This is a genomic window from Alphaproteobacteria bacterium, from assembly GCA_030680745.1.
In the GTDB taxonomy this organism is placed as follows: Bacteria; Pseudomonadota; Alphaproteobacteria; order JAUXUR01; family JAUXUR01; genus JAUXUR01.
Map to the genome: position 1 here is coordinate 1 of JAUXUR010000060.1, position 24,154 is coordinate 24,154.

At 34.0% G+C, this 24,154-nt stretch carries 20 protein-coding genes; 15 read left to right on the forward strand and 5 right to left on the reverse strand.

Annotated features, from left to right (window positions below; genetic code table 11):
• Positions 1-366 precede the first annotated feature (366 nt).
• Positions 367-768, forward strand: a complete 402-nt coding sequence (gene rsfS / locus Q8L85_06920; protein MDP1724418.1) for a ribosome silencing factor — start codon at positions 367-369, stop codon at positions 766-768.
• A gap of 136 nt (positions 769-904) precedes the next feature.
• On the forward strand, positions 905-1,366 hold the full coding sequence (locus Q8L85_06925) for a 23S rRNA (pseudouridine(1915)-N(3))-methyltransferase RlmH (protein MDP1724419.1): 462 nt from the start codon (positions 905-907) through the stop codon (positions 1,364-1,366).
• Between the two features lie 151 nt (positions 1,367-1,517).
• Here Q8L85_06925 and Q8L85_06930 read toward each other — a convergent pair whose 3' ends face one another.
• Both Q8L85_06930 and Q8L85_06935 read right to left on the reverse strand, forming a co-directional pair.
• Positions 1,518-2,369, reverse strand: coding sequence for a TIGR01459 family HAD-type hydrolase (locus Q8L85_06930; protein ID MDP1724420.1), 852 nt, complete (start codon positions 2,367-2,369; stop codon positions 1,518-1,520).
• A gap of 165 nt (positions 2,370-2,534) precedes the next feature.
• Positions 2,535-2,945 carry a flagellar assembly protein FliX gene (locus tag Q8L85_06935; GenBank protein ID MDP1724421.1) on the reverse strand — a complete coding sequence of 137 codons (411 nt, stop codon included), beginning with the start codon at positions 2,943-2,945 and terminating at the stop codon, positions 2,535-2,537.
• Positions 2,946-3,051: 106 nt separating this feature from the next.
• Here Q8L85_06935 and Q8L85_06940 point away from each other — a divergent pair, with 106 nt between their 5' ends.
• From Q8L85_06940 to Q8L85_07000, 13 genes are all read left to right on the forward strand, one after another.
• Positions 3,052-4,206: a flagellar basal body P-ring protein FlgI gene (locus Q8L85_06940; GenBank protein ID MDP1724422.1), complete on the forward strand. Its 1,155-nt coding sequence runs from the start codon at positions 3,052-3,054 to the stop codon at positions 4,204-4,206.
• Positions 4,206-4,532 carry a hypothetical protein gene (locus tag Q8L85_06945; protein MDP1724423.1) on the forward strand — a complete coding sequence of 109 codons (327 nt, stop codon included), beginning with the start codon at positions 4,206-4,208 and terminating at the stop codon, positions 4,530-4,532. The genes Q8L85_06940 and Q8L85_06945 overlap by 1 nt, the downstream gene beginning before the upstream one ends.
• Positions 4,533-4,547: 15 nt before the next feature.
• Positions 4,548-4,991, forward strand: a complete 444-nt coding sequence (locus Q8L85_06950) for a hypothetical protein (GenBank protein MDP1724424.1) — start codon at positions 4,548-4,550, stop codon at positions 4,989-4,991.
• Positions 4,992-4,996: 5 nt separating this feature from the next.
• Complete coding sequence (locus tag Q8L85_06955; GenBank protein ID MDP1724425.1) at positions 4,997-7,000, forward strand: hypothetical protein; 2,004 nt, start codon at positions 4,997-4,999, stop codon at positions 6,998-7,000.
• A 21-nt stretch (positions 7,001-7,021) separates the two neighbouring features.
• The gene (locus Q8L85_06960; GenBank protein ID MDP1724426.1) at positions 7,022-7,987 is read left to right on the forward strand and encodes a hypothetical protein; all 966 of its coding nucleotides are present in this window, start codon (positions 7,022-7,024) and stop codon (positions 7,985-7,987) included.
• 171 nt (positions 7,988-8,158) lie between these two features.
• The gene (ffh, locus tag Q8L85_06965) at positions 8,159-9,496 is read left to right on the forward strand and encodes a signal recognition particle protein (GenBank protein ID MDP1724427.1); all 1,338 of its coding nucleotides are present in this window, start codon (positions 8,159-8,161) and stop codon (positions 9,494-9,496) included.
• A gap of 189 nt (positions 9,497-9,685) precedes the next feature.
• A complete protein-coding gene (rpsP, locus tag Q8L85_06970) occupies positions 9,686-10,036 on the forward strand; it encodes a 30S ribosomal protein S16 (GenBank protein ID MDP1724428.1) in 351 nt (116 codons plus the stop codon).
• An 11-nt stretch (positions 10,037-10,047) separates the two neighbouring features.
• Positions 10,048-10,554: a ribosome maturation factor RimM gene (gene rimM / locus Q8L85_06975; protein MDP1724429.1), complete on the forward strand. Its 507-nt coding sequence runs from the start codon at positions 10,048-10,050 to the stop codon at positions 10,552-10,554.
• A gap of 166 nt (positions 10,555-10,720) precedes the next feature.
• Complete coding sequence (trmD, locus tag Q8L85_06980; protein MDP1724430.1) at positions 10,721-11,416, forward strand: tRNA (guanosine(37)-N1)-methyltransferase TrmD; 696 nt, start codon at positions 10,721-10,723, stop codon at positions 11,414-11,416.
• Positions 11,417-11,628: 212 nt separating this feature from the next.
• Positions 11,629-12,429: a glutamate racemase gene (gene murI, locus Q8L85_06985; protein ID MDP1724431.1), complete on the forward strand. Its 801-nt coding sequence runs from the start codon at positions 11,629-11,631 to the stop codon at positions 12,427-12,429.
• 125 nt (positions 12,430-12,554) lie between these two features.
• Positions 12,555-13,304 carry a class II aldolase/adducin family protein gene (locus tag Q8L85_06990; GenBank protein MDP1724432.1) on the forward strand — a complete coding sequence of 250 codons (750 nt, stop codon included), beginning with the start codon at positions 12,555-12,557 and terminating at the stop codon, positions 13,302-13,304.
• Positions 13,305-13,634: 330 nt separating this feature from the next.
• Complete coding sequence (locus tag Q8L85_06995) at positions 13,635-16,649, forward strand: hypothetical protein (protein MDP1724433.1); 3,015 nt, start codon at positions 13,635-13,637, stop codon at positions 16,647-16,649.
• A gap of 92 nt (positions 16,650-16,741) precedes the next feature.
• The gene (locus tag Q8L85_07000) at positions 16,742-19,693 is read left to right on the forward strand and encodes a hypothetical protein (protein ID MDP1724434.1); all 2,952 of its coding nucleotides are present in this window, start codon (positions 16,742-16,744) and stop codon (positions 19,691-19,693) included.
• A gap of 71 nt (positions 19,694-19,764) precedes the next feature.
• On the opposite strand, the gene rsmA is transcribed toward Q8L85_07000, so the two are convergent.
• From rsmA to lptD, 3 genes are read right to left on the reverse strand one after another with little or no spacing between them, the layout of a single operon-like run.
• The gene (gene rsmA / locus Q8L85_07005) at positions 19,765-20,610 is read right to left on the reverse strand and encodes a 16S rRNA (adenine(1518)-N(6)/adenine(1519)-N(6))-dimethyltransferase RsmA (protein MDP1724435.1); all 846 of its coding nucleotides are present in this window, start codon (positions 20,608-20,610) and stop codon (positions 19,765-19,767) included.
• Complete coding sequence (locus tag Q8L85_07010; protein ID MDP1724436.1) at positions 20,610-21,890, reverse strand: peptidylprolyl isomerase; 1,281 nt, start codon at positions 21,888-21,890, stop codon at positions 20,610-20,612. The genes rsmA and Q8L85_07010 overlap by 1 nt, the downstream gene beginning before the upstream one ends.
• Positions 21,891-21,904: 14 nt before the next feature.
• On the reverse strand, positions 21,905-24,154 hold the full coding sequence (gene lptD, locus Q8L85_07015; protein MDP1724437.1) for an LPS assembly protein LptD: 2,250 nt from the start codon (positions 24,152-24,154) through the stop codon (positions 21,905-21,907).

The window sequence follows — 24,154 nt, forward strand, 5'->3', positions numbered from 1 at the left end:
CCTTAAAAAGGGATTACATATTTTAAAAAAATCATTTAATAACATATTAAAATTGCTTTATCAAATGATAGTAACCGTTCATTCAGAGGCTTGCCCCTTTGAGTGAATTTCGTGTGGATCTCTCAGGATCAAGTCGCGGGAAGTAGGAAGGGGATAGGACATAGGAAGGGGTGACGTGTAAATTTTTACAACTCAAAAATTTATCTACATTGTTTTTTCAGTATGATTATTTTTAGAAAACACTACAGTACAAACTAAAAAAACATGAACTTCAAAAAATAAATTTAAAAAGTCAAGCACACCTCTTGAAAAAAATAAAAATTGCACCAATCTACATAAGATGTTTAGACAAATAAATAGGAAATTATGTCTCGTTCAACTGATGCCACACCAGGCAATTATCGTAAAAAAGCTATAGATTCTAAAGAAATTCTACGCTTAATTTCAGACTCTCTTGATAAAGATAAAGCAGAAGACATTGTTGTGATTCCTCTCGAAGGAAAATCAGAAATTGCTGATTACATGGTCGTTGCAAGCGGTCGTTCAGGTCGTCACATCACGTCACTCGCTGATCATTTACAATCGGAGCTTAAAGGCAAAGGCTTACACCGCGTAACAATAGAAGGCGTTGTAGGAAGTGAATGGGTATTACTTGATGCAGGCGATGTTATCGTGCATCTTTTCCCACCTGAAATAAGAGCTTATTATAATCTTGAAAAATTATGGAGTTTTGAACCTTCATCTCGTAAAACTCAAGAAAACCAATAATATCCCCAACATGTTTTAACCTGCGGAGGGATCAGATTTCGGGATTCTCCATACTCATGATGAAGAAATACACGCCGTGTGTCTCACACTCATATTTCTACCCACATGTTAAAACCGATCGGGATATATAATACAGATGTTATCAATTTCAATTCTCGCGATCGGAAAAATAAAGGGAAATGATCTTGAACCTCTTTCTATTCTTTATACAAAAAGAATCAGCTGGCCTTTAGAATTTATTGAATTAGGCACAAAAAAAAACCTGAAAGGCATTTCTTTAAAAGAGGAAGAAGCAAGTCTTTTTGAAGAGTACATTCATCCTAAAGATTATGTCATCGCTTTAGATGAACGCGGCAAAAACATAACAAGTATTCAACTCTCAGAAAAATTTGCCCAGTTCGAAATGTCTAGTCCAGGCAAAATTATCTTTATCATTGGAGGCGCTGACGGACTTGCGCCTTCAATCTTAGAGCGCGCAAATTTTAAAATTTCTTTCGGGTGCCAAACCTGGCCACATATGCTTGTGCGCGTCATGTTGCTGGAGCAAATTTACAGGGCGCAACAAATCTTAATAGGTCATCCCTACCACAGAGCTTGAAATATTTGGATTGTACTGCCCACCCTATGGACAAATTCGTAGTCAGCTCTCCACTTCCGGTACTCATGTACTTAAGTACACTCCGTTCCGGTTCTCGCCCTTCCTAGACTTTGCCACATAATCTGGACAGTTGAGAACTATGTTTGATTCGTTATGACCAGCTTAATTCTGGCATGACATAAGACGGATTAACATTGTAAGAAGCACAAAGTTTTTTAAAATTTTCTTCATTAAATAAACCTTCTGGATAAAGATCTTTTGAATGAACACCCGTTAATGTCAATATTGTTTTAATACCTGCTTGTTGACCACCACGCATATCTGTCGCAAATGAATCGCCGACAGCTAAAACCTCATTTGGATCTTGAATATTGAGCATGGACATAGCACGTTTATAAACGTTTGCATGCGGTTTTCCAAAATAATGAACTTGACCGCCTAAATCTTCATAGCGTTTGGCATAAGTACCGGCACAAAGCAAAAGATTATTTCCCACATAAACGTGCATGTCGGGATTAAAGCAAAGCATAAGTAAATTTTTCTCAATCGCTTGCATTAAAAAATCGTCTTTAGAAAGAGGATTCAAATCAGGGTTAATGAAACCCGTATTAAGTAAAAATTCCGCTTGATCAAGATCTTCAGTGCGATTGAGCGTTAACTTATCAAATAAACCACGATGCGCTATTTCACCCATATGAAAACAAATATTGCCAAATACATTGTTTTCTTTAAGTGTAAGATAACCTTCTTCACCAGAAGAATGAAGAAAATCATAGTAATTTTCTGGAATACCACATTTAAGAAGCGATTCTTGAACACTTTCTTTAAGGCGTGGTGCATTTGAAAGAACAAGGATCTTTTTGCCTTGTGCACGTAAAGTTGTAAGCGCCTCCAAGACATATGGGTAAGATTGTACGCCGTTATGGAGGACACCCCAAGCATCAAGAATAATTGCTTTAAAAGGGGATGAAATTTCTTCGAGGCCGGTAATATGTAAAGTCATTTTCTCTCAAATTATAATATTAAATTGTTTATGTTATTTTGTAAAAACTATTCAGATTATGAGGCAAAGTCTAGAAAAGCTGAGAACCGGAACGGAATGTACCACTTTGTACATGAGTACCGGAAACGGAAGCTTGACGACGAATTTGCTCATAATCTGGGTAGTTTATCGGGAGAATTTAGCAGCTTCAACTGACGCCCGCAAGTAAATAGCATCAAGAACATCTTGCAAATTAGAATCGCCGACATCGTCTTTATCAATTAATAAAGATTGCATAGAATTTAAAATCTGTTTTGGATCATTTCCGAAAGATATGGATTTCTGAAGATTCGCTAATTCTTCTAAAATTGAATGACCTTTGCGGATTGCTTTTTTTTTCTTTTCAAATGCCGCATCAACTTCTTGAAGCGCCCATAAAGAAGCTATAGATTGCATTGAAGATAATTGGACAATATCGCCAGATTGTGAAGTTTCTTTTGCCAAAGTTGTTGAAAAACTGGCATTATCTGTTTTTGATGCATTGCTTTTATTTTTAATCCCATTTGTTTTAAGGGATCTCATTGATTCAATTTTCATAAATCCTCGCTTCTCCCTCATTGTACTCAATATTATATCCAAATGCAAATGAGTGCATCCAAAATTGGCACAAAGATTGCATAGTTTAAACGGAGGGTACCCATTAATGAAAAATCAGATCCAAAAAAAACAATCTGTTACATCAATGCTTAAAGCATTAAGTGTGCTAATATGCTTTGTTTTTTTAGATTATGCGGCATACGCCAATTCCCGCATTAAAGATATTGCAGATTTTGAAGGTGTCAGGGATAACATCCTTGTAGGGTATGGACTTGTCATAGGCCTGAATGGAACGGGCGACAAACTTAACTCTGCTGTTTTCACACGTGAAAGTTTTATTGCGATGTTGGAACGTCTAGGTGTCAATGCACGGGATAAAAGTTTAAACAGTAAAAATATTGCAGCCGTCATGGTCACAGCAACACTTAATCCTTTTTCACGCCAAGGAACCCGCGTCACCGTTCAAGTGTCAACTATTGGTGATGCAACTGATTTACGTGGCGGCACATTGGTTGCAACACCTTTAAAAGGTGCTGATAATGAAGTTTATGCGGTCGGCCAAGGACCTGTCATTGTCAGTGGTTTTCAAGCGATTGGTGAAGCAGCCTCTATTGTTAAAGGACATCCAACAGCTGGGCTTATTCCCAATGGCGCTATTGTTGAACGTGAAATTCCATTTGAATTAAACACACAATCAAGTATTCGCATTTATTTACGTAATCCTGATTTTACAACAGCCCAACGCGTTACTCATGCTGTTAATACAAGTTTTCTACATAATCCACAGATTAAATCTCCCATTGCTAGATTGATTGATAAAGCAACCATTGAAATGGAAGTACCGCCTTATTACAAAGATCAAACATCTCTTCTTTTAACAAAAGTAGAACAATTATCAATTACACCCGATATGGCTGCAAAAATTTTAATCGATAAATCATCTGGCGTCGTCGTAATGGGCGAAAATGTTCGCATTAGACCCGTTGCCATCGCACAAGGTAATATCTCTATTAAAATTGTTGAAACACCCATGGTGTCGCAACCAAATTCACTTTCAGAAGGTGAAACTGTTGTTGTGCCACGTACGAATGTAACAATTGAAGAAGGCAATAAGAAATTAACGCTTTTAAAATCAGCCCCTACAATTGGTGATTTAGTACGTAATTTAAATGCGTTAGGCGTTACAGTGCCGGAACTTATGGATATCATCAATGCGATTCATCGTATGGGCGCAATACAAGCAAGTTTGGAGGTTGTGTAATGAATACATCAATAAACGATATATCTGATCTTAAATCCTTTGCAGATAATAAAGTAATGGATAAACCTAAAAGCAAAGAAGGCGAAAATATATTTTTGGGCCATATCCTTGCAGGTATGTTTGAAGAAATGATCCCTGAGGAAAAAGGATGGGATGATGGAAATGTTAAACTTTTTCAAGGATTATATTTAGCAGAAATTCTAAAAGATCCTAATGCTGTTGATTCTTTTGGTATTGGTCAACAATTATTTGAAGATCAAAATCAAGGCAAAAAACCTATTAAGGCATATCAACAAGCTCAAAACATGGTAGCGGAAGCTGCTTAAAAAACAGGTGGTAAAATGGTAAAAGAAAAAAAAGCCGCAATAAATCCGGATGACATACTTATTACTTGTTTAAACGATTTAAATCTAGTTATCCAAGCTTATAAACACCAAACAAAAATTATACGTTCATATCAACTGGATCTTTTTCAAGAAACAGAAAAATCAAAAGTAAAATTCATGGAAATTTACAATATAAGTCTTGAAAACATGTTGAATGTTCCTGAAACAGCAAAACCTTTTTCAAAAACACTTAAAGATAAATTTTTACACTCTTTTGAGAAACTGAAAGAAGTCATGCTTACCAATAAATTGGTTTTAGAAGCCACACAAAAAACTAAAGAACATTTGATGGATATTTATAAAAATTATATTGAAGAAGAACTCAATACAAAATCCTATACTTATAAAGGAAAAATATTAAAATCTTTCCCTACAACAACTTTTTTTGAGAGTATATAAAACAAATGTCTAATGTTTTATTATCTTCTTTAAATGCTAATCTTTCAGCTCTTCAGACAGCACAAGGAAATGCTGTGCGTTCCTCAGATCCAGACGCGACCTATGAAAGTAGAAAAATTACAACAAAAACGTCTAATAATAAAACAACTGGGTTTGAAATAACGCCTCCCCAAGGATATGTAAATAACCAATTAAGTCAGTCTATTCGCAATGATATCTCCGCATTAGGATATAATGAGTCAATGCTTTCTAAATTTAGAGATTTGGAACCTCTATTAGGGCAAGTAAACTCACCCTCAAGCTTTACGGCATTGTTTGAACGCTTTCAAACAACACTTAGTAATTTTGCAACAAGTCCTGACAATGAAAGCATTAAAAGTCAACTTGTTTCTATCAGCCAACAATTAACAACAAGATTGAACGAATTGGAAACAAAGGTACAAAATATTCGTGATTCTTGTGAAAAAGATATAGATTTAGAAGTTAAAAATTTAACAAAAAGTGTAAATATTGTTATAGAAAAAAACAATAAAATAAAAGATGCAGTTTCGACAGGCGAATCAATATCAGCCCTTGAAGATAGTAGGCGCGGTGCCTTAAACGAAATAGCACGTGCACTTGCTATAAGTGTAACAAACAATCCAGATGGAAGCGTAAATGTTAATGGTCCTAGCGGTATTAATTTAGCATCTACACAAGGTACTTCTTTTGTTTTTGAGCGCTCTGAAACAATTGATGCATCTGTTGTTTATCCTGATACATTAAAAGGATTAATGATTAACAACCAAGATGTAACAACTATTATCAAAAGCGTGGGACAGCCTAATTCAAACAATCAAGCAAAATTATCAGCACTTTTTGAATTACGTGATGATATATTGCCCAATTTATCCCAAAACATAAGTCAATTAGCACGTAATCTTAAAGAAGAACTCAATGAAATCCATAACAACGCATCAGGATTTCCAGGCGCACAATTATTAAAGGGCACAAAAGAAGTTCTTGGCACAGATACATTTTTTGGCACCGGAAATGCACGCATTGCTACCCTTAATAAAGACGGCATTATTCAGCATTTCGTTGACATTGATGTATCAGCCTTAGGTAATGTGAACGCTATTGTTGGCGCTATCAATGCTGGATTGGCTGGGGATGCAACAGCATCCATTGTTGACGGGAAATTAAATATTAAGGGTAATAATGGATCAAATATTGCCATTAATGAAAACACAAGTCAAATGCTTGATCCTACAATTAAAGTAGGGCTTTATGATACGAACGGCGCCGAAATTGGGATTTATAATTTTAACCCAGGTGTAAGTCTTGCAAATACAGTTACTGCAATGAACGTTCAATTTGGTGCTAATGCAGTTGCAAGTTTAGATAACAATAAAATATATATTTCAGCCCTTAATAACAATAAATTAAAATTAAATGATTATCCGTTGGAAAAAGGGACGACTATTAGATCAAAAGGTCTTTCATCCTATTTTGGTCTCAATGATTTTTTTGTTGCTTCAACAAACCCATTAAGCCCTTCAACGGCTAGAAGCATCAAATTAAATCCAACTTTAAACGCGAATCCTGGCTTAATAAGTATTTCTTCACTCGACCTTACAGCAGGTATTGGACAGAGAGGTACCACCGCAAGAGGTATTCCACGTGCTGATGGAAATACACCGACGGCTTCAATGCGAGATGCCCTATCCAATGAAGTCTTATTTCATGGCACTGGCAATATAGGAAGTACATCAAGTTCTGTTTTAAATTATTCCATTTCTCTATTAAGCAATATTTCAATGAATTCAAACATCTCAGAAGATAAAGTAAAAAACAATACAGAAAGCCTTAATAGTAGCGAACAAGAATTTCAAAAAAAAGCACGAAAATCAATTCAAGAAATTTCATTAATAATCGCTCAATTACAACATGTCGTAAATACAATTAGTGCTGCATTGGCCAAACAAAATGAACTTGATCAACGATTGGCAAATGTATTTTCCAGGTAACAATTAAAAATAGGTGTTTTAATGTCTGAAACTTCTCCTGTAAGCCCTACAATGTCGATGATTGCATATAGCATCAAGACAACATCAGAATCAGTTGAAAAATATCAAATCCAACTTTCAACCAATCAAAAAGAAATTCAATATGCTGGATTGGGCGATCTAGCTTCTTCATATGTATCAATTGAATCATTTTTAGAAAAAAACAATGCTCAAATTAATAATACACTTTTTGTAGGTACTGATTTTTCAATTGTGCAAAATACCACTGAATCATTACGTTATTATGCTGAAAAATTTTCTACGTTAGCAGGTCAAGCACAAAGAGATGAATTGCCAGGTTTTGATTATCAAAAATCATCAAAATACACTTTAAATCTTGTCCGGGACATTTTAAATACAAAAACAGAACGATATTTATGTGGTGGATCTGTAATCAATGAACCACCCGTCAATTTAGACGCATTGCCCGATCCAGCGACATATCATTTAGATGACACAGATGATATCCCTATTGATCCTGATAACCCGCAAGCTAAACCAACTTATTATCAAGGCGATAATAATCCACAGCAATTACATATAAATAGTCAAAACTTGAAAATGAGCTTTACAGCAAATGAAGTTGGTCCTCAGCGGCTTATTCGCGCATTGCATCTTTTAAGCACAACGGATTCTAATGCTGGAAATTACAAGCAAGTAGTTGACGAAGTTGTTCGTCTTTCAAAACTTGCAGTCAATGATTTTCGAAATATTGAATCAAGATTAGGGGAAATTTCGGGTTCTATAAAAACTGCCAAAGATAATATTCTTTCTCAAAATGTAGGCTTTTCAAAACAATTACAGGATATTAATGGCATTAATAAAAATGAAGCAGCTATACAAGCAATGTCAGCTATTAATCTAGTCAACATAAATAATCAAATTGCTGCCCAAATACTGAAATCAACAGGAGAAGCTTGCAGCAGATTTTTCGCAGCTGCTGCTTAAAAGATTAGAGAGTTTTCCTAAATCAGTGATTTTTTGCTAAAAACCAGATACCTCATAAATTGTAAAAGAGAACATTATCAAATTGCACCAACGCTGCGCTCAAATTTCTTGAAGTTTTAAATAAAATTCAGTATAGTGTGAAATTCTAGTATCTGACGCAGGTTTAAGAAGATGTTTGAAGGACTCAGTAATAAGCTATCATCGATCATTGATCGCTTGGTAGGCAAAGGCGCGTTAACGGAAAATGACGTTAACATGGCCATGCGCGAAATTCGCATTGCATTGCTTGAAGCTGATGTTGCCCTTCCTGTCGTTAAAGAATTTATTGAAACTGTTAAAGCAAAAGCCATTGGTCAGGATGTTGTTAAAAGCATCTCTGCTGGTCAAATGGTTGTTAAAATTGTTCACGACCATTTGGTTGAGGTTTTAGGCCAAAAAAATAGTGAGCTCAATTTAAGTGCAGCGCCGCCTCAAGTGATTATGCTTGTAGGCTTGCAAGGGGCTGGTAAAACAACCTTAACAGCGAAACTCGCTCTTCGACTTAAAAATAAACGCCATAAAAAAGTCTTAATGGCATCACTTGACGTAAAACGACCTGCTGCGCAATTACAGCTTGCAACGCTTGGTGAACAAGCAAATATTGCAACTTTGCCTATTGTTCAAGGTCAAAATCCTGTCGAGATTACCAAACGTGCGCTTCAAACTGCACGCTTAGAAGGCTTTGATGTTGTTCTTCTTGATACTGCAGGTCGTTTGCATATCGATGACGAATTAATGGACGAAGTTAAAGACGTTCATCATGCAGGTACACCTATTGAAACATTGTTGGTTGTAGATGCTTTAACAGGCCAAGATGCCGTTAATGTTGCTAAAGCCTTTAACGAAAAATTACCTTTAACAGGTGTCGTTTTGACACGTGTCGATGGTGATGCCCGCGGTGGTGCTGCGCTTTCGATGCGAAGCATTACAGGATGCCCCATTAAGTTTTTAAGCACAGGCGAAAAACTTGATCAATTAGATGATTTTCATCCAGAACGCGTTGCATCCCGTATTCTTGATATGGGTGACGTTGTTAGTCTTGTTGAAAAAGCTTCTGAAATCATTGATCAAGAAGAAGCCGAAAAAATGGCTAAAAAACTTGAAAAAGGTAAATTTGATCTTGATGATTTAGCCAATCAGCTGAAACAATTTTCGAAAATGGGCGGCATACAGAATCTTTTAAATCTTTTGCCCGGCATGGGTCAACTTAAAAAAGACATGCCTAAAGGCGTAGATGAAAAAGTTGTGCCACGTCAATTGGCGATTATTTCATCGATGACGTTGAAAGAACGCAAAGATTATAAAGTTCTAAACGCTTCTCGCAAAAAAAGAATTGCGGCAGGGTCTGGAACAACGGTACAAGATGTAAACAAACTTTTAAAACGTTTTGAAGAAGCAAGCAAAATGATGAAGCATCTTTCAAAAGTTGGAAAAAGAGGCTTGTTTTCGGGTGGGCTTTTCTCTAAATAAAGATAAGCTTTTATAATACCGGATCCTCAATATAATCTGCCCAGATTATGAGGAAAAGTCTAGGAAAGGCGAGAACTGGCGCGGAATGTACTAAAGTACATGAGCACCGGAAGCGCAGACTTGACGAAGAGTTTGCCCATTAGGTGGGCGATTAAGCAGTTTTATTATAACAGTAAAAGGAAGTTATTCATGGCTTTAAAAATTCGCCTCGCACGTCGTGGCTCTAAAAAACATCCATTTTATTCAATCGTTGTGGCTGAAAACACAAGCCCACGTGATGGTCGTTTTATCGAAAAAATTGGTAATTATGATCCATTCTTGGCTTCAGACCATGCGTCACGCGTCGTTATTAATAAAGAACGCGCACAATATTGGCTTTCCGTTGGCGCAAAACCAACTGACCGCGTTGAACTTTTCTTCGGTCGTGCAGAATTAATGCCAATGCCACAACAATCCAATACACCTATTAAAAGCCAACCAAAGAAAAAAGCACAAGAACGTATAAAAGCTGAAGCCGCAGCCGCAGCCGCTAGCGCTTAATTTTATAGGTCATGTCAACTGCTTTAATTTTAATTGCGAAGATTGAGAGAGCCCACGGTATCCGTGGTGCTGTTCTCATTCGTTCTTTTGCACAAGATCCTTTGGATTTTTTGTCTTATACCTTATTAGATGAGCATCATAAACCTGTCGATATTGAAATTATTGGCACTGTTAAAGATCGGTTCATTTGCCAATTTAAGGGTATGACGACAAGAACAGAGGCAGAGAAATTGAAGGGCATGAATCTTTATACACCTAAAGATGAATTGCCCGATCTTGACGAAGATGAATTCTATCACACTGACCTTATTGGTTTAAAAGCTGAAACCAAAGAAGGTGTTGCATTAGGCACAATCGAAGCTGTTCAGAACTTTGGTGCAGGTGATCTTTTGGTTTTAAAAAACGAAAAGGGCGAAGAGCTTATTCCTTTTATTAAAGATTATGTGCTTGATGTATCTAAAGTAAATGGAAAAGTTATTCTGGAATTGCCTTCTTGGGTTGACACCGAAAAAGAGTAAGAATGATTTCTCAAGAATCACTAGACTTCTTTCGCAACTCGCTAATGTGAGGCGAGTGGTAGGAGATTTGGCACGGAAGACCACAGTGTATTCTTCATACATGAGGATCTGAGTACCGAAACGACACATCAATCGACCACACTAGTAGAGTTTCGAAAGAAGTCTAATGTTTCATGTAAATTTGATAACGCTCTTTCCTGAAATATTTCCAGGTATTCTTGGACATTCTTTAATTGGCAAAGCACACGAAAAAAATATTTGGTCTTATACCACAATCAATATTCGTGATTTTGCCGTTGATTCCTATGGCACAGTTGATGATGTCCCTTTTGGTGGTGGCGCTGGTATGATTTTAAGACCTGATGTCATTCAGGCTGCCATTAGGTCTATCCCCAACCGAACAGGCCCTTTAATATATTTTACACCCCGTGGTCAGCCCCTCACACAAAATCTTGTCAAAACACTTATTCAACATCCTTCGCTTACTTTATTATGTGGACGTTATGAGGGGGTTGATGAACGTGTATTTCAACATTATGATGTATTAGAATTAAGTTTGGGTGACTTCATATTAACAAATGGTGATATTCCGGCTTTTGCATTGCTCGATGCATGTATTCGTCTTTTGCCCGGTGTCATTGGTAAACAAGAATCTCTGCAGAATGAAAGCTTTGAGTCTGGTCTTTTAGAACATCCTTTATATACAAAACCTGTATCTTGGGAAGGTCTCGACGTACCGGAAGTTTTAAGATCAGGGCATCATGGTAAAATTGATGCATGGCGCCATAATGAATCGATAAAGGTGACGCGTCAAAGGCGTCTAGATTTATGGATTGATTACTTAAAAAATAAATTGAAATAAAACTATCCAAGCCCCTCTTCCTACGTCCCGCGGCTTGTCCGCGGGATCCATCATGCAAAAGTGTGGTGAAAATCGTTTATCGAGCCTTTTTGTGCACTTTCTGGATCCCGCGAACAAGTCGCGGGACGTAGGAGGGTGGTGGGTTCAAATGATACGGAAGTAAAGGCGTAGGAGGGGACTATGGCGTTACACTTAAATAAGAAGAGATATAATTGAAAATAAATGATAATAGGCCAATTGGTGTTTTTGACAGTGGGATGGGTGGTTTGACAGTTTTGAAAGAACTTCAAGCAATATTACCACATGAAAATTTTATATATGTTGCAGATTCATTGAATCTTCCTTATGGCGACAAAACAGAAGACCAAATTATACAATTTACACAACGGATTATGGATTGGTTTAAACAACAAGACGTTAAAATGGTTGTGCTTGCCTGTCATACAAGTTCTGCTATTGCGCATGCCTCCTTAATACAAAATGCAGCTTTCCCTATTTTATGTTCGATAACACCTATTGCTGAACATTTTAAAAATCAATCTCGACATATTGGTATTATGGCAACCCAAAGAACAACGCAAAGTAAAGTATTTGAAAAATATTTCTTATCACATAATAATGATCACAAACTTATTTCTTTGGCATGCCCAGAATTTGTACCTTTAATTGAAGCACAGCAAATTGATACTATTGAGTCTTCACTCATTGTTCAGCGATATTTAAATGAATTTTTAGATCGTAATATCGAAACACTTATTTTTGGGTGTACGCATTATCCTTATTTAAAGAAAATGCTCAAAAAATTATTACCCGAAAATTCATTTTTAACATTTGAAGATCCAGGTTTTTATTTAGCTTTAAAAACTTCTGAGACATTGGAAGAGCTAAACTTAAAAAACAATGGATTAAATGGTGCAACCAAATTTTATTCCACGCATGCCCCTGATATTTTTGCTGAAAAAATTAAGTTTGCGTTGGACATTAAGACAAGTGTGAATTTAGTGAAGGCTTGAATTTTAGATTAAAAATCTTGATTATCCAGACTTTAATTCTTGACGAAGGCTGAATTGTAAAGGATATTTCAGAATAAGAAAGTTTCAATTTGAAATATTTTTACATGTAAAGGTTCAGACCTAAAATGACAGCTCATGCTTCACTTCAAACATCACTCAATCAAGATATTGTTTTTGTTGCAAAACAAAAATTAACACAAGCTTTTCATCTTTTTGCAATGCTGGACATGGATGATTTAACCTATACCCATTTATCTGTAAGGCACCCCCAAATACCAAATCACTATTTTATTAATCCTCTTGGGCCGATTTTTGAAGAAATACAGGAAGATATGCTGCTTGAGGTTGATTTAGAGGGTAATCTAATTGGCCATCCAAAAGGCAATTACAACCCAACAGGCGATTGTATTCATAAAGCAATTTATAAGGCTAGACCTGAAGTAAATGCTATTATGCATTTGCACACCATTGATGGTGTTGCTGTTTCAACATTAGCCTGTGGATTACTTCCTATTAGTCAGTTTGCTTTACATTTTTATAATAACATTGCTTACCATGATTATAATGGGTTAGTGTTGGATGCTTTAGAGTCAAAACAATTGTCAAAAGACTTAAAACATCATAATGCGCTTATACTTCGTAATCATGGATTACTTACCATTGGTAAAACAATTGAAGAGACCTTTTTTTTGATGTATTACCTTGATCAAGCCGCAAAAACTCAAGTTAAAGCATTATCAATGAATAAAGATCTTCAAGTGCCAACAGATGATATTTGTTTAAAAGCTTCACAACAAATGCGTCAATTTGAACCAAATTTAGGAAGCCGTGATTGGGATGCTTTAATCCGAAAACTTAAAAGATCTAAACAATAATTTAATCCCCAATTTAAGGGTACAAGTCTGTGGATAAGTCTGGGCATAAAATTTTAAAATAATTTGAATTAAAATCTAAAAAAATATGCTTTATATCACAACACAAAACAATTTTTAGCCCATTCTTACAAAACATGCATAACCATGATTAAAATCGACTATTTTAAATTATTTCAATAATTTGTTTTTTTCATTTGTGTAATATTTTATTTAAAAACAACAAAACACTTACTATTTATTGCATTTTTTTAAATTTATTGATTTTTACTTTAAAATCAGTTAATATCACTTAAATTTAAATAAAATTTTTTTATATTAAGGAAATCAAAAGTGAAAAAACTCTTTTTGTTACATATTCTTATTGCAATAAATACATTATCTATTTCTTTTGCAAATTCTCCACAAGACGCATCTGCAGTTCAGATAATTGATACAATTCAACAGGAAGATACAGCAAAAAAAAATTGGACACGCGTGACAACAAGATTTAAGCGAGAACAATTTCTTGTGGATTGTGATCTTGAACATCACACTGAATATAGCAAGTTGATTTCAATTCATCCCAACAATGAAGAAATATTAAACGAAACATGTTGGAAGGCTTTATTTAAATTAAAAGATTCATACAAACCAAATGAAGATCGTTCAAATTATACGTTTGCGTATCAATCGATGGCAAAATTTTTATTGACTTACAATGTATTTCCTCAAAAGTGTAACACTAAAATAAAGCAAAATGATTTTCTTAATCAACTTATCAACAAAATTGGTCAGGGTATTACACCTAGACTCGCGCCTCATAAACATCAAAAAATAAAAAGATGGTTTCATATTTATGAAGGAATGCTTTTCCTTAAATATGCAAACATGTTTGCTAAAGAAGATCGACGTGAAAGACATATCGTAAATGCCTATCATGAATTTACAAAAGCAATAGAATTAAAAACAACAAAAACAACTTACTTATTAGCTGCAGAAGCTATTTTAGATTATGGTCACATCCCAGCAGGAATGACACAAGAAGAAGCAGAAAAATTGGCTTATGATTATATAGAAATAGCCGAAACCAGACAAGAAAGACCTTCTTCTAATAGAGCAGAGAATGCTCAAGAGAGAGAAAAGCAAACAACTGTTGAAATTCATGCGCGTCCAACTTACATGATCGAAATAAATTTGTTAAACGGACCAAAAAACAATCAGGAACAATCTCCAGAAAATCAGAGAGAGCAATTACTTCCAGATGTTTTTTTTGTTACAGAAGATGCGTTATTGAATTACGATTACACGCAATTAATCATTCCTCGTCGCTTAAATGCTGCTCATTTGCCTGTTCGTAATAATCCAATAAATAGGATTGGGGATCTACAAGAAATCTATGACATTGATGGAAGGCGTGTGAGACGTCAAAATGTCGCAGGAACCAACATGCGTTGCTTTTTTAATGCAATAGGGCTTAATCCAAATGGGCAAGTTGCACAATTGGCTTTTTTTTCCAATGATCCTATTGTTCGTTATATGCTCGCAAACGAAATTGTTTCTGCCGCAAGGGATCCTGATCAAATACCAATTCAAGTAAAAACAGCCATCAATTATGATTTGTATCGCATGGAACGCGCCGCATTAGATGCACTAGAAGAAACCAGAAATGCTCTTTTACTTGAGCAGAATCCAAATGAGCATTTTCAAAATATCGCGCTTCTTCCGCTGCAATATCAAAATCTTGGACAACGCGGCGAAGAAATTCTTGAGCAATTGCGTAGAAGAGCATTATCACTTAATGCGTATAATGCTTTTATAGATCATCATATTGGCAATGAAGAAATGATGGTAACATTGCTGGATTTACAAAATAACGGCAATGCTAATTTCACCTCTATTGATGCTATCGCATATCTTAACGATATTGGTATTAAAATCTTTACACCTCATCAAGAAGAAGGTTTAACGCTTATTCATGAATATATCCCTGAAAATGCCACAGAAGTCGCTTATATCTACCATCAAGGCGTTCATTTTCAAGCGCTTGTACCTGTTGAAGATGTTATAGCAGAAAATGATAATGAAAACGAATTGAATATAGAAACAGAAAATTCTTCTGATTTACAATTACCAGACATAAAAAAACTAAGAAATATATATCCTAAGGTTGTGACATTCATTTATCATCGCGAATACGAAGATGATCTTGTTCGTAAAATTCTTTATTCAAAGGAACATCTTCATAAAAAAGCAAAGGAAATTGGACTGAATTTTAATCTAGACGGACGCAGAATTAGCGAAATATTAACAAGTAATAATATTCGTAACCTTCATTACGTTTCAGAAAATATAAAAGAAAAATTACTTCAATCTTACTTAGAATGTTACAAAAATATAAAAAGTAAAAAAATATCTCAAAAAGAACATGCAAATGCTTTTTTGAAAAGATTTAAAAACGATTTAGAAAATTCTATAGATGAAAAAAAGATTGCTCATATATTAATAACTTTATTTAGAGAGCAAAAATTTGATGAATCTCTCGATCAAAAACAAAAGAATAGAATTATTAGATTATATTCAAAAGGAAAAGGGTTTTTTATAATTCGTGACAAAACAGGCATTAATCTTTTAACAATTATGAGTATTCTTAGTGAAAATTTAAATCCTAAAGATTACAAAAACCCTATTAATTTGGAATTAAAAAAAGAAGCTTTATCTGAGGACGAAAAAAACCGATTAATTATAGATATTTTTCAGAAGATAAAAAAGGACACAGGTAAAGATCCCTCCATTTCAGGTGTTAAAAATGCACTTAAAGATTATAAAATTGGCTATAAAACATGTGAACGTATTTTAAAAACAAACAATCTTGTACAACAGAATATAAAGTCTCAGCATATATCAGAAAAAGAACAAAAAGAGATAAAAAAAGAATTTAATAAACTCAATCCGCCTCAAGGAAAAATAGAGGAAACTTATAAATCATTAGCCAAAAAACATAATGTAACTAAAGGACAGGTTCTAGATCTTATAAAAAACAGAACTTTTGAGTCGAAAAGAAAAAAAGAAATTCAAGACAATTTTGATAAAATTGTGAAGGCTTATCATAATCTTAGTGATGAGCAGAAGGAAAAACCATTTACTCATATTGAAAAAATAGTGCCTTTAACAAAACCTGCTATACGTAATCATTTAGAAAAAGCTGGCCTTTATCAATCAAATGGAATGCGTGGCAAAAGCACGATCAACATTCTAGCTAAAAATGATATTCAGCCTAAAAAAAATAAAATTTTAGCAAAACGTAAAATAGAAGATGATTCTGACAAAAACAAACCTTCTAAAAAGAAAAAAACGAAGAAAGAATAGTATAAATTAATTTTTTATTTTACTATGTTTAACGTATTTTTTAAAAAAATTGACTTTTTGTTTAAAAAATTTATCTATTTGGAGCATTAAAAATGAAACGATTTCTATTAACCCTGTTTATAATCACAATTAACACCTTGCCTATTTCTTTTGCAAATCCTCCAGAAGATGTATCTATCCTTCAACCAATGGATACGGCATTGCAAAATGACACAGCGCAAAATCAATGGACACGCGTCACGGCAAGATTTAACCCAAAAAAATTTCTTATTGATTGTGATCAAGAACATCACACTGAATATAGCAATTTAGTTTCAACAGAAAATAATAATGATGATAAAAATTTAATCGAAACGTGTTGGAAAGCGTTGTTTGATTTAAAAAATTTATATAATCAACAAATTAATTATGAAAATCGAATATTTTCATATCAATCAATGGCAAATTTATTATTAACGTATAATATATTTCCGCCCAATTACAAAACGAAAGATGAAAAACATGAATTCATTATACAACTTATTGATCAAATTGGTTATAACGTCACACCTGCGCTTGCACCAGAAAAACATGGAAAAATAAAAAGATGGTTTCGCATTTACGAAGGAATGCTTTTTTTAAAATATGCAAATGAATTTGCATTGCCAAAAAGACGTCATAGATATATTGAAAATGCTTTTTATGAATTTTCAGAAGCGACACGATTAAAAACAACAAAAACAACCTATTTATTACTCGCTGAAACCATTTTAGATTATGGTCACATACCAAATGGAATGACACGTGAAGCAGCTGAAAAATTGGCTTATGAGTATATTGTAGAAGCTCAAAAAAGAGAAAAAAGATTACACCAAAAAAAAGCCAATATTCGACCAAAAGAAAAATTAACGACTGTAGAAATCCATGCACGACCTACCTATATGAATGAATTAAATAATAAGAAAGCTACAATACAAAACAATCCAATGCCATTATTGCCGAATGGTTTTCTTGTAACACAAGATGAATTGGCCGATTATGATTTCACACAATTAATTATTCCACGTCGTCAAAATATTGATGGTTTAATTATACGTAATATTGTACTCAATAGAGTAGGAGCATTGCAAGAAAATCATATTATTGATGGTCATACATTTAGACGTCAAAATGTTGCAGGCGATAATATGCGTTGTTTCTTTAATGCAATAGGACTTAATCCAGATGGACAAATTGCACAATTAGCTTTTTTTGCCAATGATCCTATTGTTCGATATATGATTGCGAATGAAATAGTTTCTGCAACAGCAAATCCTGATCAAATACCAGCTCAAGTAAAAGAAGCTATCAATTATAATTTGTATCACACGGAGCGCACCGCATTAGATGCATTGGAAAACACCAGAAATGCTCTTTTACTTGAGCAGAATCTAAATCAGCATCTTCAAAACATTCAACTTCTTCCAGAAGAATATCAAAACCTTGGACAACGCGGCGAAGAAATTCTTGAGCAATTGCGTATAAGGTCATTATCTCTTAACGCTTATAATGCGTTTATAAATCATTATATTGGTAATGGAGAAATGATGGCGACATTACATGATGTGCAACATAACGGTAATGCTAATTATACCTCTATTGATGCTATCGCCTATCTCGAGAATATAGGAATCAAAATCGTTACACCCAATGAAGATGGTATATTAATACTTATTCATGAATATATTCCCCAAAATGCTGCCGAAATTGCTTACATATATCTTCAAGGTCCTCATTTTCAAGCACTTCTTCCTGTGGATAATGATAATATTATTTTAAACGAAGAACAAATGGATGTTGAAGTAGAAAATTCTTCTGATTTTCAAATACCTACTACAGAAGAACTTAGAAAATTATACCCTAAAGTGAAAACACATTGCGGTCCTTATGATTATAATGTTGATTTTGTACGTGAAATTCTTTACGCAAAGGAACATCTTCATAAAAGACCAAAAGAAATTGGACCACGTTTTGGATTAGACCCTCGTAGAGTAAGTGAAATATTAATAGAGCATAACATTCGAGAATATACGTATATTTCTAATGATATAAAAGAAAAAATACTTCAATCTTATTTAGAATCTTATGAAGATATTAAAAACAAAAAAATAACGATAAGGGATCTTGCAAGAGCATTTCATAATAAATTTAAAGATTTAACGAATGAAAAACAATGTATAAATTTATATGAAAAATTATTTACAAAACCAAAAATCGATGATTCCATTGATGAAAAAGAAAAAGCTAAAATTATAACACTTTATATGCAAGGAAAAAGTTTTTTTGACATTCAAAAAGAAATAGGCATAAATCTTCTAACGATTATCTCGATTCTTAGTGAAAAATTGGATCCTAAAGATTATATAAATCCTATCAATTTGACATTAGTAAAAGCAACATTATCAAAAAAAGAAAAAGAAGATTTAATTATTGACACTTTTAATACATTAAAAAATCCTTCTGTTTTGTCTGTTAAAAATGCCCTTCAAGAAGAATATCAAATTAAAGTTGCATATAACACTTGTCAACGTATTTTAAAAAGAGAAAATCTTGTCCCACAAAATGTAAAATCTAAACATTTATCACAAGATATACAAGAAATGATTATTGAAGAATTTAAAATGATTAACCCTGAGATTGGCAAGATACAAGATACTTATAATCGTTTAGCCCGAAAATATGATGCAACAATTATACAAATTAGACATCTTCTAACTAATGAATTAGATATTTCTCAAGGAAGAAAAAATTCTAGAGAAAACATTGATAATGTACTAAACGCTTATCATCATCTTGGTGATAAACAAAAGAAAAATCCAATTAACTTAATTATGATCAAAACATCTTTATCAAAGGTTACAGTAATCGAAATTCTTGCATCTAACGGTCTTTTTTCGTCAAATATGAAAAGTTGCAAAAAGGGTACAACTATTCTTGTTGAAAATGATAATAACGGTAGAAAAAGCATAAAACGAAAAAGAGAAATAGAACAAGATAAGCCTGTTAAAAAAAAGAGAAAAGACTAATTTTAAAAGCATAATGCTTTAAGTGAAACGCCACGGGGTAAGTCCCGTGGTTTTTCGTTAGAACTATAAAATCATCTTAACAACTGAAGAGCTTTGGCAATATTTAAAAAATCATCTGGGCTTAAATTTTCTGCACGTAACACAGGATCAATATTTAAATCATCTAAAATTTTAATGATATCTGGATGCACTAATTTTAAACTGCCGCGAAGCATTTTGCGTCTTTGATTAAATGCCGCTGACGTTAAATTCTCAAGAATATCAACTAATGAACTTTCAGGACTTTCCTTACGTGTCACAAAATGCACCAACGTCGAAATCACTTTAGGCGCAGGGACAAAAGCCGTAGGCGCTATGTCAAAAGCCAATGTTGGATTGGATAATAATTGAGATAAAATGGAAAGACGTCCATATTCTTTTGTATGTGGTTTTGCGGTAATACGTGTAGCAACTTCCTTTTGAAAAAGAAGCGTTAAAGATACAAATGAATCCATATGCTTGAGCCAATTGATCAAAAGCGGCGTCGAAATATTATAAGGTAAATTTGCAACGATTTTTTTAGGCCCTGAGCATATTTGATCGTAATCAATCTCTAAAGCATCTGCTTCAATCAATCTTAAACGATCACCCACTACATCTTGTAAACTTTTTAAGGCTTCTAGGCATCGTGGATCTTTTTCAATCGCTATGACGTTCGTAGCACCTTCTAAAAATAACGCGCGTGTTAATCCACCTGGACCAGGTCCTATTTCAATAATGGGGCATTCGTTAAGTGGTTTTGCAGTGCGTGCGATACGACGTGTTAAATTGAGATCAAGAATAAAATTCTGCCCAAATTTTTTCTGGGCAGATAATTTATGTTCCGTGATAATTTCCCGTAAGGGGGGCAGTTTTTGAAGTTCATCAATAAACGACATTAGAGCCTAACATCAATATGAGTCGCTTGTTTTAAATCGCGTAAAGAACGACGTGAATACATACCTAATTGCTCATGAATTTTTTCTTCTTTAATCATTTCTTTTTGCTTAGAGGTAATATCTAATGATTCTTTTTTTTCACACAGCATCATAAAAGTAAGACCTTTATCAAGATCAAAAATAGGCGTCACTTGATTAATACCTAATTTCAACAGAGATGATCTAATTTCTTGATTAAATTCAGAAAGCTGAACCCAACGTTCTGGTGGTTGTAATCCACCAACTTCCTTTTGAATGCGTAACATATCGTCAGGATTATTAACTTGACGTCTGTAATGATCAAATTGTCTTTTGACATCGTGTTTTTGACGTTCATCCATTTGAGCATTAAGGGGGACAAAAACTTGACGAATTTTGTAACTTTCGTCTTTTTGACTTTCATCAAGCGGATCTAATTTTTCACGAACAAAATAAATATGAAATCCATCTTGTGCTTCAAATGGTTCGGATATTTGTTTTGCTTTTAAAGAAAGCAAAGCATTGCCCAATGTTTTAAATTTTGAATGTATAATAGGTTTTGTGAGTTGATCAGGCATAACCCATCCAAGATCACCACCTTGTTCTGCCGTGAAACCTTGTGATAATTCGCGCGCTAAAGCTGAAAATTTAGCCCCTTTTTGAAGTTGTTTCACAATATTTTGGGCAGTTATTAATGCATCTTGTTTTTTGGAAGCGTGATCAAAAGCAATGAAAATCTCGTTAAGTAAATAACGGGGTTTTGTTTTGCCAGCATCAAATTTTTTAAGCATCTGATTAATATCATGATCAGAAACAACAATTTGCGGACGAAAACGTGCTGAAATATATTTTACCCATGCGAGATCAGCACGAATCTGGTCTTTTAAAACACTTTCTCTGATACCTAATTCTTTTGTCAATTGCAATAATGCACCTACGGGTATTTGATTTTGATGTTCAATACGTTCCCAATCTTTTGCAATTTCTTGATCATTAACATCAATTTTATATTTTAAAGATTCACGAAGTTTTAATTTTTCATCAATAAGAGATGTAAGCACTTGGGATGAAAGTTGTTGACGAAGTTCCTGCGAATCTTCCATGCCCGAAGTTGCGATTGTAAATAGAAGCCTCTCTTGAAAATCAAGCATTGTGATAGGATCATTACCCACAACAGCAACAATGCGTAAACTATCAGCATGCACTTGTGAAAATGAAAATATAATAGAAAGTTGGATAAGTATTTTTTTAAAAATTGTCATAAGCTGTCCAGTATTTAAAGTCCTAATGTTTTGAAGCCGATATTAAACAAAAATTCATGGCGGTCAATCTTTTTGTCATGTACAAGATTACGTTTGACAGAAAAATTCGCTGTAAAACACTCGTCGTCATAGCCTGCCCCTAGAATATAATAAAGTGTTTTTTTACGCCAAAATTTCTGCACACGTTCACCATTATCTAATATGCGCGTACGACGACGATTAATTTCCTGCACCGCTTTGAACGTTGTTTTAAAAAAAGGTGTAATTCCTATGTTTAATGAGGGGGTTACTTGATGTGTTCTTACGAAAGGATCATCTTTTTTATTAGGATTGCCACGTAAATGAATATAACTTAAATCAAATCTAAAGCGGTTTGGCCCTATACCAAATCCAACTTCATTTCGTCTAATGCGGTTGTTATGCGGGTTATAACGAATACGGTGAAGCAATTTAAAATAATCTACAGGTGTAAAATTAGATGAACTTACAACATCGGATAATCTTTCGTGTAGTCCACTTCCTCGGCCAAAATCTTCTGGTTCTGTAAGTTGATATAATTGGCCAATAGTAGAATCAAAAACTGTTTGTGCATTATATAAAAATTGTGTTTTAAAGGCATAATCAATTCGATTTCCACCACTTACACGGTCAAAACCTTGATACAAATTAGGGTGAAATAATTTATTTTCTGTAAACTCAAATCCTGAACTATCATCCTGAGGTATTTTTTCTTTATTGTGACGTTTGTTTTGTCCTTTAGGCGCACTCACAAAACCGATAAGAGGCTCAATGATAAGAGCACTTTTGTTATTTTCCAAAAGCCAAGGATAAGAAGTTACAAGTGAAAATTCAGAATATAAACGTGATGCATGACCATCGAAATGATTATATGTTTCAGGCGAAAATCCTTTTATCTGATAATAATCACTTCTAAGGGCTGCATTTGATGTTAATGTAAATCCAAAAGGTAAAATCGCTCGCTTTTCCCAAGAAGGACGGCACGAAAAAAGCTGACTTTGGGGACGAATATCGCGTGTTAGATGACGATATGTTGTATCAAAACGTATAGAACCAAATTGACCTAGATCACGAAATAAATGATATTCAGAAATGGGCAATAAACGTTCAGATTTTTGAGGATCGTCCATTTCACGTAAGCCTTGAATTTTTTCAGCACGATACGAAAAATAATCATATTCCCATAATCCGTCTATGTAAGCATCACTCATTAAATAGTCTTTATCCCAAAAATTATAATTTTTTAGATAAAATTTTTCACTTGTATGATTATAATTAGCGCCAAACTGCCAAATATCATTAGGATGAAGATTAATTTTCCAAAATTGATGTGAATCATATTTGTGATTTAATGCTTTTTTTTCCATTATATATTTTTTAGTTAAAGGTGCATATTCAATAGCTTTTGATTTGCCTATATATCGATCAAATTTTGTATAGGCTAAACTTGTTTCCATTGATATTTCACCATAAGGAATAAGGTGACGATAATTATGCTTAAGTAATTTTCGACCCGTTGTTGTAAAAATCGGGGTAAAAAGCATTTCAGCACTTTCATTCATTGCCCAATAATAAGGTATATAAAAAGATAAGCCAACTTTTGATGATTGTCTATAATATGGACTCAAAAAGCCAGATTTTCGTTTCGTCTCTGGATCTGGATGCACAAAATAAGGTGTATAGGCAATTGGAACGCCTAAAAATTCCATATAAGCATCACGATATGAAATGGTACCATTATTTTCATCATGAACAATTTTGCGAGATTTTAATTGCCATAAAGGTGCTTTTTCAGGATGTTCTTTACATAAATTACAAGGTGAATAAACACCTTTTGTAAAGATTTTTGTGTTGTCTCGTTTGAGCTCTCCAACATTTGCAACAAAACGTACATTCTCACTCATTCGAACTTTTAACGCTTGAACGGTGGCTTCTTTAAAATCTCCCGTTAATTCAATATAATCACCGCCATAATAAGTACCATCTTGACGTGTTAAAATGACATTGCCCGAGGCTGTAATGATGTCTTCTTTATGTTGGTATGTAAGCTTATCTGCCTTTAAAATTTCTTTTCCTTGAGTGATTTCAACATTACCTTCAGCAATTGTTCGATCAAATGTTTTGTCATGAGATATGTCATCAGCAAGCAATAAAATAGGGTCATCATTTGATTTTATATCAAGAGCATTTAATATATTGTTGAAACATGTAAAACATAATATAAAAAATAATAATTTTTTAATCAT

Bases quoted from the DNA above. Each gene is read 5' to 3' on its own strand.
- rpsP (MDP1724428.1), top strand. From the start codon at position 9,686: ATGGCTTTAAAAATTCGCCTCGCACGTCGTGGCTCTAAAAAACATCCA.
- Q8L85_06940 (MDP1724422.1), top strand. From the start codon at position 3,052: ATGAAAAATCAGATCCAAAAAAAACAATCTGTTACATCAATGCTTAAA.
- rimM (MDP1724429.1), top strand. From the start codon at position 10,048: ATGTCAACTGCTTTAATTTTAATTGCGAAGATTGAGAGAGCCCACGGT.
- Q8L85_06990 (MDP1724432.1), top strand. From the start codon at position 12,555: ATGACAGCTCATGCTTCACTTCAAACATCACTCAATCAAGATATTGTT.
- Q8L85_06935 (MDP1724421.1), bottom strand. From the start codon at position 2,945: ATGAAAATTGAATCAATGAGATCCCTTAAAACAAATGGGATTAAAAAT.
- Q8L85_06955 (MDP1724425.1), top strand. From the start codon at position 4,997: ATGTCTAATGTTTTATTATCTTCTTTAAATGCTAATCTTTCAGCTCTT.
- rsfS (MDP1724418.1), top strand. From the start codon at position 367: ATGTCTCGTTCAACTGATGCCACACCAGGCAATTATCGTAAAAAAGCT.
- rsmA (MDP1724435.1), bottom strand. From the start codon at position 20,610: ATGTCGTTTATTGATGAACTTCAAAAACTGCCCCCCTTACGGGAAATT.
- Q8L85_07010 (MDP1724436.1), bottom strand. From the start codon at position 21,890: ATGACAATTTTTAAAAAAATACTTATCCAACTTTCTATTATATTTTCA.
- lptD (MDP1724437.1), bottom strand. From the start codon at position 24,154: ATGATTAAAAAATTATTATTTTTTATATTATGTTTTACATGTTTCAAC.
- Q8L85_06945 (MDP1724423.1), top strand. From the start codon at position 4,206: ATGAATACATCAATAAACGATATATCTGATCTTAAATCCTTTGCAGAT.
- trmD (MDP1724430.1), top strand. From the start codon at position 10,721: ATGTTTCATGTAAATTTGATAACGCTCTTTCCTGAAATATTTCCAGGT.
- Q8L85_07000 (MDP1724434.1), top strand. From the start codon at position 16,742: ATGAAACGATTTCTATTAACCCTGTTTATAATCACAATTAACACCTTG.
- Q8L85_06930 (MDP1724420.1), bottom strand. From the start codon at position 2,369: ATGACTTTACATATTACCGGCCTCGAAGAAATTTCATCCCCTTTTAAA.
- Q8L85_06925 (MDP1724419.1), top strand. From the start codon at position 905: ATGTTATCAATTTCAATTCTCGCGATCGGAAAAATAAAGGGAAATGAT.
- Q8L85_06950 (MDP1724424.1), top strand. From the start codon at position 4,548: ATGGTAAAAGAAAAAAAAGCCGCAATAAATCCGGATGACATACTTATT.
- Q8L85_06960 (MDP1724426.1), top strand. From the start codon at position 7,022: ATGTCTGAAACTTCTCCTGTAAGCCCTACAATGTCGATGATTGCATAT.
- ffh (MDP1724427.1), top strand. From the start codon at position 8,159: ATGTTTGAAGGACTCAGTAATAAGCTATCATCGATCATTGATCGCTTG.